Below are 13,897 nucleotides of genomic sequence, written 5' to 3' on the forward strand. Positions count from 1 at the left end.
CACGGCGGCGGCGATTTCGGATCGTCCGACGCAACGTCCGACACCGGGCGCTGTTAATTGTCTGTACCGCGACGTGCTGAACCATCGAGGGTCGAGGCCATGCGCTACGGACGACACTTCTCCCTCCCGATCGATCCCTGGCCGCAGGCCTCGCTGGCCGAGCGGACGGCCGTCGGGATGGTGCTGACCTTCCTGCTCTTCCTGCCGGCCTGCGCGGCGCTCTTCGTCGCCTCGACCCTGGCGGCGCATGTCTACTGGTCCTACGACCTCGGCGCCTCCGTCCGGGCTTTCGTCGCCCGGCGTGCGGGTGCGATGGGTGGGCAGCTCGGCCGCCCCGTCCGGAAGGTCTGAACCGCGCCATCCAAAGCCGTGCCGGTTCGCACGGAGCAGCATCGCGGCGGCCACGATCGCTGTGTGTTGCCGTCGGTCCGATTTGACCTGGACACATCGGGTGGGCCAGTCAGGTTCGGAACCGAGAGATTGCCATGTTCCGTACCCTGATGACTGCGCGGCGGTTCGCGCCGCTGTTCTGGTGCCAGTTCTTCTCGGCGTTCAACGATAATTTCCTGAAGAACGCGCTGGCCTTCCTGATCCTGTTCGGGATCGGCGGTCAGGCCGACGCCCATGCGGGCGTCCTGGTGACGCTCGCGAGCGCCGTGTTCATCGGGCCGTTCTTCATCCTGTCGGGTCTCGGCGGCCAGTGGGCCGACCGCTACGACAAGGCCCTGATGGCCCGGCGGCTCAAGTTCGCCGAGATCTTCGCGGCCGGCACCGCCGTGCTCGGCTTCCTGCTGCACTCGATCCCGGTGCTGTTCGTGGCGCTCGGCCTGTTCGGCACGATCGCGGCCCTCTTCGGCCCGATCAAGTACGGGATCCTGCCGGACCATCTCCGTCGTGAGGAGCTGCCCGCCGGCAATGCCCTGGTCGAGGCCGCGACCTTCCTGGCGATCCTGCTGGGCACGATCGCGGCGGGCGCGGCCTCGTCGCTGGGCGGCTCGGGACTTCTGTTCGGCGCCCTGGTGATGGGCTTCGCCATCCTGTGCTGGCTCTCGGCCCGGATGATCCCGGCGACCGGGGAGGGCGCGCCGGACCTGCGGGTCGACCCGAACGTCGCCCGCTCGACCTACGCGCTGCTGCGCGACCTCTGGGCCGACACCCGTCTCTGGCGCGGCTCGCTCACCGTGAGCTGGTTCTGGCTGGTCGGCGTGGTGGTGCTGTCGCTCCTGCCGGTGCTGGTGCGCGGCGCCTTCAACGGCACCGAGACGGTCATCACGCTGCTCCTGGCGCTGTTCTCGATCGGCATCGCGGTGGGGTCCGGCCTCGCCTCGTGGCTCGCCAGCGGCCGGATCGTGCTCCTGCCGACGCCGGTGGGTGCGGTGCTGATGGGCCTGTTCGGCCTCGACCTCGCCTGGACGGTCGGCCACCTGCCGGCACCGCCGGCGGAGCTGATCGGCCCGCTCGAATTCCTGCAGACCGGCCACGGCCTGCGCACCGGGATCGACTTCCTGGGGCTGGCGATTTCCGGCGGCCTCTACATCGTGCCGTCCTTCGCGGCGGTGCAGGCCTGGGCCGAGAAGGCGATGCGCGCGCGCATCATCGGCGCCGTCAACGTCATGACGGCGGCCTTCATGGTGGCCGGAACCCTGGCGCTGGCGGCGCTTCAGGGGGCGGGCCTGACGATCGCGAGCCTGCTCGCCGTGGTGGCTGTGCTGAACCTGATCGTCGGCGCGGTCGTCTTCGCGACCCTGCCGACCAGCCCGTTCCGGGACGCCCTGTCGATCCTGTTCCGGGCCTTCTACCGGCTGGAGGTGCGCGGCTTCGACAACCTCGCCGCGGCCGGACCGAACGCCATCGTGGCTCTCAACCACGTCTCGTTCCTCGACGCGCCGCTCGCCTTGTCCCTCCTCGACCAGGAGCCGGTCTTCGCCATCGACAGCGGCATCGCCCAGCGCTGGTGGGTGCGGCCGTTCCTGAGCGTCACCAAGGCGATGCCGCTGGACCCGACGCGGCCGCTCGCCACCCGGACGCTGATCAACGCGGTCAAGAACGGCGAAACCCTGATCATCTTCCCAGAGGGACGGCTCACCGTGACCGGGAGCCTGATGAAGGTCTACGACGGCGCCGGGCTGATCGCCGACAAGTCGGGCGCGATGGTCGTGCCGGTGAAGATCGACGGGCTGGAACGCACCGCGTTCTCGCGCCTGTCCCGGCGGCAGGTCAGCCGCAAATGGTGGCCCAAAGTGACCGTGACGGTGATGCCGCCGGTGCGCCTGACCGTGGATCCCGCACTCAAGGGCAAGACGCGACGGCAGGCGGCGGGTGCGGCCCTCTACGGTATCATGTCGGACCTCGTGTTCCGCACCGCCGACATCGACCGCGGACTGATGGCGGCGCTGATCGAGGCGGGGGATCTTCACGGCTGGAGCCGGAACGCCCTGGAGGACCCGGTCGGGGGGCGCCTCAGCTACAGCCGGCTCGTGATGGGTGCCAACATCCTCGGCCGCAAACTGATGCCGCTCGCCCCCGTGGGCGGCCGGATCGGCGTCATGCTGCCGAACGCCAACGGCGCCGCGGTCACGCTGTTCGCCCTCGCCTCCGCGGGACGGGTGCCGGCGATGATCAATTTCTCCGCCGGTCCCGCCAACGTCCTCTCGGCCTGCCGGGCGGCCGAGGTAAGCAGGATCCTGACCTCCCGCGCGTTCATCGAGAAGGGACGGCTCGGACCGCTCGTCGAGGCGATCCGTGGCTCGGTCGAACTGATCTACCTGGAGGACGTGCGGGGGAGCATCACGACGGCCGACAAGATTCGCGGCCTGCTGGCCCCGCGCCGCCCCCTGGTGGCGCGTTCGGGCGAGGATCCGGGGGCGGTGCTGTTCACGTCGGGCAGCGAGGGCACGCCGAAGGGCGTCGTGCTCGCCAACCGCTGCATGCTCGCCAACGTCGCCCAGGTGGCGGCCCGGATCGACTTCGGGCCTATGGACAAGGTGTTCAATGTCCTGCCGGTCTTCCACGCCTTCGGCCTCACGGCCGGGCTGGTTCTGCCCCTGGTCTCGGGCGTGCCGGTCTACCTCTACCCGTCACCGCTGCACTACCGGATCGTGCCGGAGCTGATCTACGGCTCGAACAGCACGGTGCTGTTCGGGACCGACACATTCCTGACGGGCTATGCCCGGGCCGCCCATTCCTACGACCTCCGCTCGCTCCGCTACGTGGTGGCCGGCGCGGAGGCCGTGAAGGAGACGACGCGCAAGACCTGGGCGGAGAAGTTCGGCCTGCGCATCCTGGAGGGGTACGGCGTGACCGAATGCGGGCCGGTGGTCGCTCTCAACACCCCGATGTTCAACCGCTTCGGCACGGTGGGCCGGATCCTGCCGGGCATCGAGACACGGCTGGACCCCGTGCCGGGGATCGAGGAGGGCGGCCGCCTGTCCCTGCGCGGCCCGAACATCATGCTGGGCTACCTGCGCGCCGAGAAGCCGGGCGTCCTCGAGCCGCCGCCCGAGGGCTGGCACGACACCGGCGACATCGTGGCGATCGACACGATGGGCTTCGTCACGATCAAGGGCCGGGCGAAGCGCTTCGCCAAGATCGCCGGCGAGATGGTGTCGCTCGCCGGCATCGAGACGCTGGCCGCCGAGCTCTGGCCCGATCGCCCGAGCGCGGTGGCGGCGGTGCCCGACCCGCGCAAGGGCGAGCGGCTGATCCTGTTCACGCAAGCGAAGGACGCCACACGGGCGGCCTACCAGAGCTTCGCCAAGGGCCGCGGCGCCTCGGACGTCGCGATCCCCGCCGAGGTGGTGGTGCTGGAGGCGATTCCGATGCTTGGAACCGGCAAGATCGATCAAGTGGCCGTCACCAAACTGGCCCTCGAGCGGGCGAAAGAATCCGCCGCAGCGTAGACCGCGACCCCGTGAATCGGGCCCTCGGCATCCGCGGTGGATGCCGGTGGTCTCCGGTGCTCTCGGACGACCTCGCATCACCCAAACGGGGGATGCGCGCCCTTCAGGGATCCGCTCGAATTACGAATGCAGTCCTGATTCGATCCGGCGGCGCGACCGGGTCCGCGGACTGGATGTCATCGGGGGTTCGCGACGAGAGGGGTTGGTCATGACGAAGGGCAGGCGAATTCCGAAGTGGCTGGCGAGGCGGACCTATTTCAAGCGGATCGAGCGCTGGTCGAAGCCTGACAAGAACCGCAGGGCTCCGGCGACGTCGGAGACCGCCTCGGTCCCGCTGCCATCGAATGTGGTTCCGTTCCCGATGCGCATGAACCGGCCCGAGAGACAGGACTTCAACGACCTGCGCGACGTCGGCATCGCCTGAGCAGGTTGCGCGGAAGCGGGCACCGGCTCTACGCGAAAAAGCTTCGATACCTCAATGATCTAAGCAGACAAGGCGCAGCTCTGCCATTGCCGGTCTGCTGAGGCGCCCGGTTCGGGCTTGTCGGCCGCGCAGGAACGGGAAATCCTGAGCCCGGGACCGGGATGTCCCGATCTGGAGGCTGCGTGCGGCAGGACGGGCTCGAATCCGAAGGGGCGACGCATCGCACGCGCCGCCCCGCGCGTGCGCGGCTCGGGGTCGTCGGATTGGGCTTTGTGCTCCTGGCGGCCGTCACCGGCTTGGCTTGGGACTTGGCCTGGCGGTATGAAGCGGCGCTGCCGGGCCTCGACCTCGCGGCGGCGTCGGCGCGCTCGACCGTGGTTCTCGACCGGTCCGGCGCGCTTCTGCGTCCCTTCGCGACCGCGGACGGGCGCTGGCGCCTGCCGGTGACCGCCGGGACGGTCGATCTGCGCTACCGGGCCATGCTGCTGGCCTACGAGGATCGTCGCTTCGCGCACCATCCCGGCATCGATCCGCTGGCGCTGCTGCGCGCCGCCGGCCAGTGGCTGATCCGCGGCCGGATCGTCTCGGGCGGATCGACCCTGTCGATGCAGGTGGCGCGCCTGGTCGAGCCGCGGCACGGGCGCACCCTTGCGGCCAAGCTGCGCCAGATGGCGCGAGCGGTCACGCTGGAGCGCAGGCTCGGGAAGGCCGGGCTGCTCGACCTGTACCTCGCGCTCGCTCCCTACGGTGGCCCGCTGGAGGGCGTCCGGGCCGCGAGCCTCGCCTATTTCGGGCGCGAGCCGGTGCGGCTGACGGCGGCGCAGGCGGCGCTTCTCGTCGCCCTGCCGCAATCGCCGGAGGCCCGCCGGCCGGATCGATTTCCGGATCGCGCCCGCGCGGCACGCGACCGCGTGCTGGAGATCGCCGGCGCGCAGGGTCTTCTGTCCGCGGCCGAGGTCGCGGCGGCCCGGGCCGAACCCGTGCCCACGGCGCGGCACCCGTTCCCGATGCTCGCGGCGCATGCCGCCGAGGAAGCGGTCGCCGCCGAGCCGGCCGCCCCGGAGATCCGCCTCGCGATCGACGCGCGCCTTCAGGAGCGGCTGGAAGTCCTGGCGGCCGAGCGCGCGGCGGCGGCCGGCCCGGACCTCTCGGCCGCGATCCTCGTGCTCGACAACCGTGACGGGCGGGTCCTCGCCCAGGTGGGCAGCGCCGGCTACTTGGATTCGACCCGGCGCGGAGCCATCGACATGACGCGCGCCGTGCGCTCCCCCGGCTCCGCGCTCAAGCCCTTCGTCTACGCCCTCGCCTTCGAGGATGGTCTGGCGCATCCCGAGACCCTGCTGGAGGACCGCCCGGCACGCTTCGCCGCGAGCTACGCCCCGGAGAACTTCGACCTGACCTTCCAGGGCACGGTCACCGCCCGGCGGGCCCTGCAGCTCTCGCTCAACGTGCCCGCGGTCGAACTGATGGAGGCGGTCGGACCCGCGCGCTTCATCGCCCGGCTCCGCGCCGCCGGCACCGGGATCCAGCTCCCGCGGGAGGCGGCGCCCGGTCTGCCGGTGGCGCTGGGCGGCCTCGGCATCACCCTCACCGACCTCGCCCGCCTCTATGCCGGGCTCGCCCGCGGCGGCACGGTCCCGGAGCTCCTGCGCCGCGTCGGAACCGACGCGGTTCCGTCCGTGCACCGGATCGCCGAGCCGGTGGCGGCGTGGTACGTCGCCGACATCCTGCGCGGCACTCCGCCCCCCGAGAACGCCCTCTCGAACCGCATCGCCTACAAGACCGGCACCTCCTACGGCTACCGCGACGCCTGGGCGGCGGGGTTCGACCGGCACGTGACGGTCGTGGCCTGGGTGGGGCGGCCTGACGGTGCCGCCGTTCCGGGCCTCGTCGGCCGGACGGTGGCGGCGCCGATCCTGTTCGACGCCTTCGCGCGCCTCGGGATCGAGCCGGAACCCGTTCCGCAACCGCGCGACGTCCTGGCAGCGGGACCGGGGGGCCTGCCGCCGCCGCTCCGCCGCCTGGGGCGCGAGACCACGGACGCATCCGGCCCGGCGCTCCGGATCGCGTATCCGCCCGACGGTGCCCGGATCGACCTCGGCCTCGTCACGCCGGGCGGCACCGCGGCGGCCGGCGGCGCGAGCCTTGCCCTGAAGGCGCTGGGCGGGGTGCCGCCGCTGACGTGGCTGGTCGACGGTCAACCGGTCGCACAGACGACGCGGCGGCGCACCGAATGGAGCCCGGAAGGTGCCGGCTTCGCGCGGATTTCCGTCCTTGATGCAACCGGTGCGAGTGCCAGCGTTTCCGTCCGGCTCGAATAGCCGAGCACCACGGTTTTCTGCGCCGAAGCTTGGCCGCTGTACAATTTTGCATTCAAAAACAACGCGTCGAAGCCGGCGTATTCATGCGGACATTCACGGGTCATCAACGAATAGGGGTCTATCCGTGACCCGTGAGGTCGTGATGGCGTGGAAGGTCGGCGCCGCGATGGCGGTGCTACTCGGGTTCGTCGGCGTGGGGGTCGGCGGTGGCGGCGGCGATGCCGATCCGCGCCGTCCCGGCTGGCGCGACGCCTATCGCCCACCGGCCGCGATCCCATTCCCTCCCGGGAATCCGTACACGCCCGCCAAGGCCGAACTCGGCCGTCGCCTGTTCTTCGATCCGATCCTCTCGGGTGACCGGACCCGCTCCTGCGCCACCTGCCACGTTCCGGGCCTCGCCTGGGGTGACGGGCGGGCCCGGGCGGCGACGCGGCAGCAGGGGGACATGGACCTCCGCACGCCGACGCTCCTCAACATCGCTTGGCAGGACGGGCCACTGGGGTGGGACGGCAAGTTCCGCTCGCTCGAGGCGGTCGCCGCAATGCCGATCATGGCGCCGGGCAACATGAACCTGCCGATCCCGCAGGCCCTGGCGCGGCTCTCTGCCGACCCGACCTACACGGCCGCCTTCGCGGCCGCCTTCGACGACCCCGCCGTCACCGGCGAGCGGCTGGACGCGGCGCTCGCCACTTTCGAGCGGCTGATCGTGGCGGGCCCCACGGCCTTCGACCGGTGGATCGCCGGCCGGGAGGACGCGATCAGCCCGGGAGCCAAGCGGGGCTTCGACCTGTTCAACGGTCGCGCCGGCTGCGCCGGCTGCCATTCCGGCTGGTCGTTCACCGACAACTCGTTCCACGACATCGGCGTTGGAGTTGGCACCGATATCGGCCGCGGCCGGCTCAAGCCCAGTTCCGTGGCCCTGACCTACGCCTTCAAGACGCCGACCCTCCGGGAGGTCGGGCAGCGCGCCCCGTACATGCACGACGGGTCAGTGCCGACCCTTGAGGCCGTGCTCGACCTCTACGACCGCGGCGGCGTCGAGCGCCCGAGCCGCTCTCGCTCGATCAAGCCCCTGCATCTCTCGGCCACCGAACGGGCGGACCTCCTCGCCTTCCTGGCGACCCTCTCGACCGGCGCGGGTGGCGATCTCATGACCGCATCGTTCGCGGCGCTGCCGCCGGCGCCCTGACGGCGGCGCCGTGCCGGCCCGGCGTCCGGGCGCGGACCCGGTCTGGCCCGCGTCGGCTCAGCGCACGCCGAAGCCACGCGGCGGGCCAGCCGGAACCCGATGCTCGTAGGCCGCGGACTCGTGCGGGAGGCTCAGGACCGTGCCGAGAGTCCAGGCGCTGCCGAGGAGGCCGAGACCTGCCATGCCGAGCAGCACGTAGGTCAGCAGCCTGTTCCGGCGCAGATCGCTCGTGAGCGTCTGGACCAACTCCCGGTTGTCCGCGGCGAGACTGTTCCGCGCCGCCACCAGCTCGTTGTACATGTTGGTGATGGCGTTGGTGGACATGTAGACGAGGAGCAGGTGGACGACGAAGTCGTCGTCCGTCGTGGTGTTCAGGGCGGCCGCGATCCGCACCGCGAGTTGGCGCTCCCAGGGCTGGAGATCGCGGCCGTGGACCGACCGGTAGAACCGCTCGAGGTTGGTCACGGCCGGAGCGCATCCCGCCAGGCCGCGTGGAAGTTGCGACGCAGGCGCCGGCCCTCGACTCGAAGGCGCATGGGCGCGGCGCTCGCCAGCGCCTGCCAGGTCGTGTGCTGGACCCGCAGCGCCTCGATCAGGCGCTCGCCGATCCGCTCGACCTCGATCACCCGGAAGTTCGGCTGCCTGCGCAGCGATCTCACGAGGTCCGCCGAATCGAGGTAGTCGAAATTGGTGGCCTGCGCGGTATTCTTCGCCAGGATCGCCCGATCGCACTCGATCAGCATCGGCCGAAGCTCCTTCAGGACTTCCAGGGCGGTGGGATCGACAGCGCCGGCCGCCACGACCACGGCGAGGCGGACATTCGCCTCCCGGCAGCTCTCCACGATGATCTCGGTGCAGCGGCGCGTCGTCTCCGTGTCGCCGGCCGGGAAGTCGACCACGATGAAGCGCTCGTCGGCCTCGATCACCCGCTCGATCATGTCCTGGCAGAGGGTCGGATCGACCCGGCCGGTGCTGTCCTCCGCGCGCAGGCGCTGCCGGTCGCAGGAGATGCCGGCCCGGCGCGGAACGAAGTTGCCGCTGCCGGGCGTGATCTCCTGCATCAGGGCGGTGTGGAAGTGCCGGTTGGCCGGATCGGTGTCGATCGCCAGGACGGGGCCGGCCTCGGCACCGAGGTCAGCGATCTGCAGGGCGATGGTGGTCTTGCCGACTCCGCCTTTGCCGCCCAGGCAGAGAACGAGGACCTTCGCGGCCGAACCCAGGAGGTCCCGCTGGATGTCCTGGATCTCGTCCGGGCTGTACCAGGCCGGAACCTTGGTCTGTGTCGTATCGGTCATCGTTTGTCTCCGTGGTGTTGGATGAGAGGGCGGTTCACCCGGGGCCGCGCCGGGCTGGACCGGGACTGGAGGGCGTCAGGACCCGCGCGGCGCGCCAGGCGGCGGACGGATTGACCGTTTCGCGGCGCCGAAGGGGCTGACATCTCCCCGGCAGACGATCCGATCAGCCGCGGGCCTTCCCGGGTCCGGCTCGCATGCGCGGTGAAGGGCGTGACGATCGAAACGGACGCGCGCCGCGCCGCCGCGCCGAGACGGATTTCAGCCGAGCGCGAGCGCACATCCGAGCCCGGACGAGGCTCCGTGCCCACGCGATGGCCCGTGTCTCAGATCTCGGAATGTCGGTCCTCCATACCGCCTGCCTTCGTTGCCGGACTTCGGTCACGTGCGCTGCTGCGAAGACGACGCCGGCCCTCTTCAGCTGAGCGCAACAAGACTCTGCGCAGACGATCGCAGGATGCAAGGCCGCCAAGGCGCGTTGAAATCTCTATCCTTCTTTAAAATCGAAGTCTGAATGAACCGTTTGCGCTGTCAATACTTCAAATTCGGCTGCGCATATGGCTTAATCAGGCGCTGAAAGACACCGTATTCGGGAATTAATAGCTTTATATAATGCGGATTATCAGCTGAGCACGATCAGTTATTGCCGGACCGGCGCAGCAAGTTTCGATCGCCGAGGTTGGCCGATCATGCGCCGGGAGCGGACACCGTGCGGGTGCGAGGATTGGCATGGGCCGTCCGCCCGACGCGTCCCAGACGTGCCGGCACGTCGCTCGAAGGCGGGCCGCCCCGGAGCCAGTCCGGCCGCGCCCTGCAGCCACGGTCCGGACCGGCGTTTCCTACGCAGAATTCACAGCGTTAACCTTTCAATCATATTCGTTAATAAATCCTTGGCTAATCACGAACGAAGATACCTAAATAGCTCGGTAACCACGAAGTCGCCCCACCGCGACGAGGTCCCGATGCCAAAAGCCAAGAAGAAGCTGTTGTCGGGCGGCTGCGCCCTCGGGTTATCGGGCCTCTCGATCCTCGCCGTTCCGGGCGTGGCCGAGGCCCACGTGAAGTGGTTCTGCGCCTACGATGTGGCCGGGCAGCCGCAGGGCCTCGAGCAGGTGCTGTGCCCGGACTTCGAGTGGCTGACCGGTCTCGCCCTGGTCTGCCTGATGGCGGGCTGCCTGGCCGAGGGGACCCCGCTGGGCGGCGCGCTGCTCAGGGCGCTCGATCGCGTGACCGCCCGGATCCGGACCGACACCGAGCTTCTGGTCCGCTGCACGCTGGGCTTCTTCCTGGTGTCCCTCTGGAGCCTGGGCGGCATCATCCTCACGCCGGAACTCAAGACCGACCTGGCCTGGATCCCGTGGCTGCAACTGGCGATGGCAGGCTGCCTGATCTGGCGCCGGACCATGCCGCTCACCGGCCTCGGCATCGTCTTCCTGTTCAGCTTTGCCACCGCGCAGTACGGCCTGTTCCATCTCGCCGACTACCCGATCTTCCTCGGCATCGCCGCCTACCTGATCATCCAGGGCCTCGGGCTGGATCCGTTCGGCCTGCGCCCGCTCGACCTCGTGCGCTACGCCGCCGCCGTGACCCTGATGTGGGCCTCCATCGAGAAGTGGGCCTACCCGCAGTGGACCGATCCGCTGCTGGCCGCCAAGCCGCAGATGACCATGGGCGCGACGCCCGCGCTGTTCATGCAGGCCGCCGGCGTCATCGAGTTCACCCTGGCCTTCGCGTTGATCTGGACGCCCCTCGTCCGGCGCAGCGCCGCGATCATCCTGGCGGCGATCTTCGTCTCGGCGATCTTCGAGTTCGGCAAGGTCGACGCCATCGGCCATTCCGGCATCATCGTGGTCCTCCTGGCCATCGCGGCCGACGATGCAACGGCAACCGTGCGGGCCCGGCAGGCGCTGATGGCGCCGGCCTGGTACGGGGCGGCGCTGGCGGCCTTCCTGTTCCTCTACTACGTGGGCCACGCCGCCCTGTTCGGCGGCCTCGGCGAGATGCCCATCATCTGATCGGCGCCGCCCGCGCCGGACCCGACCTCATCGCGCCGCACCCAGCGGCGCGAACACGTCGATGAGCCCATTGATCAGGATCTGCGTGCCGACGCAGAGCAGCAGGAAGGCGAACAGGCGGCCTGTGACGCGGGCCCTGGCCGGCCCGATGAGCGCCACCACCCGGTCGGCCGATGCGTAGAGGAGGGCGACGGCGGCGGCCACCACCAGGGCGGCCAGGGTGACGCCGAGGTAGAAGCCGAGCCGCTCCGCGTAGGCCGCGGGCCGGTTCGCGCCGAGGGTGATGGCGACCGCGATCGTGCCCGGCCCGGTGGTGAATGGCAGGGTCAGGGGGAAAAAAGCGATCTCGGCGAGGGGGCCCGGCGCCGGGTCGCCCTGCGGCTCGGTCGGAGCCGCAGCCCGGCTCGTCGACCCCGAGGCCTCAGCCTGCTTGCGCGCCTCCCGCGCCTCCGGCCGGTTGAGCTGGGTCCAGGCCGAGGACATCACCACGAGGCCACCGGCGATACGCAGCGCCCCGAGGCTCACGCCGAAGAAGTTGAGGATCGGCGTGCCGGCCCACAGGGCGCCGAGCATCACCAGCGCGGCGTAGACGCCGATCCGGCGGGACAGCAGCACGCGGTCGGCGTGGCTATAGGCGCTTGTCACCTGCGCGAAGATGAAGGCGCCGCCGATCGGGTTCACGATCGAGATCAGGCCCGAGAGGGCGAGCAGGAACTGCTGGGCGGTGAAATCGATGCTCATCGGAATCGGTCCCGGTTATGGACCGTCTAGACGACCGAAGCCTTCCGAGACATGGCGCGGACGTCACACTCAGCCCGGGGAGGGCGCCGGTACCAGAACGCGCGCGGGCGCGAGGCGGCGCGCCCGCCGCACCTGCTGGACCGCGACCGGCCGGTAGAGCTGCTTCGTCGCGTCGACCACGTGCAGACCCGCGAAGGGCAGGGACAGGCTGGTGCCCACCCATTCCCAGGCCGGGCCGGTGCGCAGCATCAGGCGCGAGCGCACGGGCGGCATGTAGAGCGTCTCCGACCAGCTCACGGGGGAGAACAGGGTGTCGCGCATCAGCCGCCCGAGCTGCGAGCGGCTGTAGGGCTGGCCGTGGCCGAAGGGCGTGGCCTCGCGGCGCGCCCAGACGCCCCGCCGATTCGGCACCACCAGGATCATCCGGCCGCCCGGCGTCAGCGTCCGCCACACCTCCTGAAGCAGTTCGGTCGGGCTCTCCACGGATTCGAGGGCGTGGACCAGGATGACCCGGTCGATTGCGGCCTCGGGCAGGGGCATCATCGTCGGATCGGCCAGCGCCGCGCAGGAGCGGCCGGAGCTCGGCCAGTTCACCACCCCCTGGGTCGCCGGCATGAAGGCCAGCGTCCGCTCGGCGATGCAGTGGATCGGGCCCAGATACGGGGTGGCGTAGCCGATCCCGAGCACGCGCAGGCCCGACACCGAGCCCAGGAACTCGTGCAACGCGCGGCCGACCACGCGATGCGTCGTGCGGCCCAGGGGGCTGGCGTAGAAGGCCCGCAAGCCATTGACGTCGAGACGCATGAAAGGACAGGACACCGGGGCCGGAACGTTCACCGTACTCAATGGTGAGCCGGACGGCCCGGGGCAAGCGGCGAAGGAACCCGGTCACACCGCCGCCCGTTCACCGCGGCAGCTTTCGCGCGGGACGGAGGATCTTCATCCGATGGCGGCCGAGACCGAGATCCACACCTTCCTCTGTCGCAGCGACAATATCGGCGTCCTGATCCGCGATCCCGCCACCGGTGCCTGCGCGGCGATCGACGTGCCGGAGGCCGGGCCGGTCCTGACAGCGCTGGACGAGACCGGTTGGCGGCTCACCGACATCCTCGTCACCCACCGGCACGGCGACCACGTCGAAGGCATCCCGGCGGTCAAACAGGCCACCAGCGCGCGGGTCGTCGCACCCGCCAGGGCCGGCGACGCGGTCCCGCAGGTTGACGTCACGGTGCGCGAGGGCGACACGGTGCGGGTGGGCGATCTGGAAGCGCAGGTCTGGGAGACGCCGGGCCACTGCGCCGACCACGTCACCTACTGGTTCGCGCAGGCCGGGATCGTCTGTGCCGGCGACACGCTGTTCACGCTGGGCTGCGGCCGCGTGATGGAGAGCCCGCCGGAAACCCTCTACCGGTCGCTGCGGCGCTTCGACGAGCTGCCCGACGCGGCCCAGGTGTTCAGCGGCCACGACTACGTACTCTCCAACGCGCGCTTCGCCCTCGCGGCGGATCCGGAGAACCCGGATCTCAAGGCGCGTTTCGCGGAGGCCGAACGGGCGAAGGCGGAAGGTCGTTTCCTCATTCCGTCGACCATGGGGGCGGAGCGGGCGACCAACCCGTTCCTGCGCAGCGCGCTACCCGCCCTGGCCAAATCCGTCGGTATGCCGCCAGAAAGTGACCCCGAAACCGTCTTCGTCGCTCTAAGGTCGTGGAAGAACCGCTTCTGACGCAGGTGATAACGAGAAAAATTTGTTGCCTTCTCAAGGCAAACTGACACATAGGGATGTTTAAGCGGTCCTAATCCGCTCAGGTAACCGGGCTCCCGGGGGGAAGCCGCAACGTCAACGCGAAGCGCCGGGACGCTTCAGCCGGTATGATGGGGGTCCGTCTCGCCCTACCACCTGTCCACTTCCCGCCTTCCTCTTCCGTTTCTCAAGCCAGAGTCTGCCGGGTCCAAGGAAGAGTCGCTCGCCGCCAAGGCCAAGCTTCCTGGAACCGACGACGCCGAGACCGGCCCGAT

General features: G+C 70.0%; 11 protein-coding genes. 7 read left to right on the plus strand and 4 right to left on the minus strand.

The window, feature by feature from the left end; translation table 11 throughout:
• Window positions 1–99 precede the first annotated feature (99 nt).
• From MMSR116_RS20310 to MMSR116_RS20330, 5 genes are all read left to right on the plus strand, one after another.
• Entirely contained in the window at window positions 100–351 is a 252-nt protein-coding gene (locus MMSR116_RS20310; RefSeq protein ID WP_010687527.1) for a hypothetical protein, read from the plus strand.
• Window positions 352–485: 134 nt separating this feature from the next.
• The gene (locus MMSR116_RS20315; protein ID WP_010687528.1) at window positions 486–3,899 is read left to right on the plus strand and encodes an acyl-[ACP]--phospholipid O-acyltransferase; all 3,414 of its coding nucleotides are present in this window, start codon (window positions 486–488) and stop codon (window positions 3,897–3,899) included.
• 208 nt (window positions 3,900–4,107) lie between these two features.
• On the plus strand, window positions 4,108–4,323 hold the full coding sequence (locus tag MMSR116_RS20320; RefSeq protein WP_010687529.1) for a hypothetical protein: 216 nt from the start codon (window positions 4,108–4,110) through the stop codon (window positions 4,321–4,323).
• A gap of 161 nt (window positions 4,324–4,484) precedes the next feature.
• Entirely contained in the window at window positions 4,485–6,644 is a 2,160-nt protein-coding gene (gene pbpC, locus MMSR116_RS20325; RefSeq protein WP_010687530.1) for a penicillin-binding protein 1C, read from the plus strand.
• A gap of 142 nt (window positions 6,645–6,786) precedes the next feature.
• Window positions 6,787–7,833 (plus strand): cytochrome-c peroxidase, encoded by a 1,047-nt coding sequence (locus MMSR116_RS20330; protein ID WP_039894942.1) that lies wholly within the window; start codon window positions 6,787–6,789, stop codon window positions 7,831–7,833.
• Between the two features lie 57 nt (window positions 7,834–7,890).
• On the opposite strand, the gene MMSR116_RS20335 is transcribed toward MMSR116_RS20330, so the two are convergent.
• Window positions 7,891–8,298 (minus strand): hypothetical protein, encoded by a 408-nt coding sequence (locus tag MMSR116_RS20335; RefSeq protein WP_010687532.1) that lies wholly within the window; start codon window positions 8,296–8,298, stop codon window positions 7,891–7,893.
• A complete protein-coding gene (locus tag MMSR116_RS20340) occupies window positions 8,295–9,128 on the minus strand; it encodes an ArsA-related P-loop ATPase (RefSeq protein ID WP_010687533.1) in 834 nt (277 codons plus the stop codon). Before MMSR116_RS20340 ends, MMSR116_RS20335 begins: the two co-directional genes overlap by 4 nt.
• A 959-nt stretch (window positions 9,129–10,087) precedes the next feature.
• Between MMSR116_RS20340 and MMSR116_RS20345 the strand changes: the two genes are divergently transcribed.
• Entirely contained in the window at window positions 10,088–11,140 is a 1,053-nt protein-coding gene (locus MMSR116_RS20345) for a hypothetical protein (protein ID WP_010687534.1), read from the plus strand.
• Between the two features lie 27 nt (window positions 11,141–11,167).
• On the opposite strand, the gene MMSR116_RS20350 is transcribed toward MMSR116_RS20345, so the two are convergent.
• Both MMSR116_RS20350 and MMSR116_RS20355 read right to left on the minus strand, forming a co-directional pair.
• Window positions 11,168–11,881: a MarC family protein gene (locus MMSR116_RS20350; RefSeq protein ID WP_010685280.1), complete on the minus strand. Its 714-nt coding sequence runs from the start codon at window positions 11,879–11,881 to the stop codon at window positions 11,168–11,170.
• A 69-nt stretch (window positions 11,882–11,950) separates the two neighbouring features.
• The gene (locus MMSR116_RS20355; RefSeq protein ID WP_010685281.1) at window positions 11,951–12,685 is read right to left on the minus strand and encodes a class I SAM-dependent methyltransferase; all 735 of its coding nucleotides are present in this window, start codon (window positions 12,683–12,685) and stop codon (window positions 11,951–11,953) included.
• A 142-nt stretch (window positions 12,686–12,827) separates the two neighbouring features.
• Between MMSR116_RS20355 and gloB the strand changes: the two genes are divergently transcribed.
• Entirely contained in the window at window positions 12,828–13,604 is a 777-nt protein-coding gene (gene gloB / locus MMSR116_RS20360) for a hydroxyacylglutathione hydrolase (protein WP_010685282.1), read from the plus strand.
• Window positions 13,605–13,897 lie beyond the last annotated feature (293 nt).

Origin of the sequence: Methylobacterium mesophilicum SR1.6/6, assembly GCF_000364445.2 — a bacterium.
Taxonomy (GTDB): Bacteria; Pseudomonadota; Alphaproteobacteria; order Rhizobiales; family Beijerinckiaceae; genus Methylobacterium; species Methylobacterium mesophilicum_A.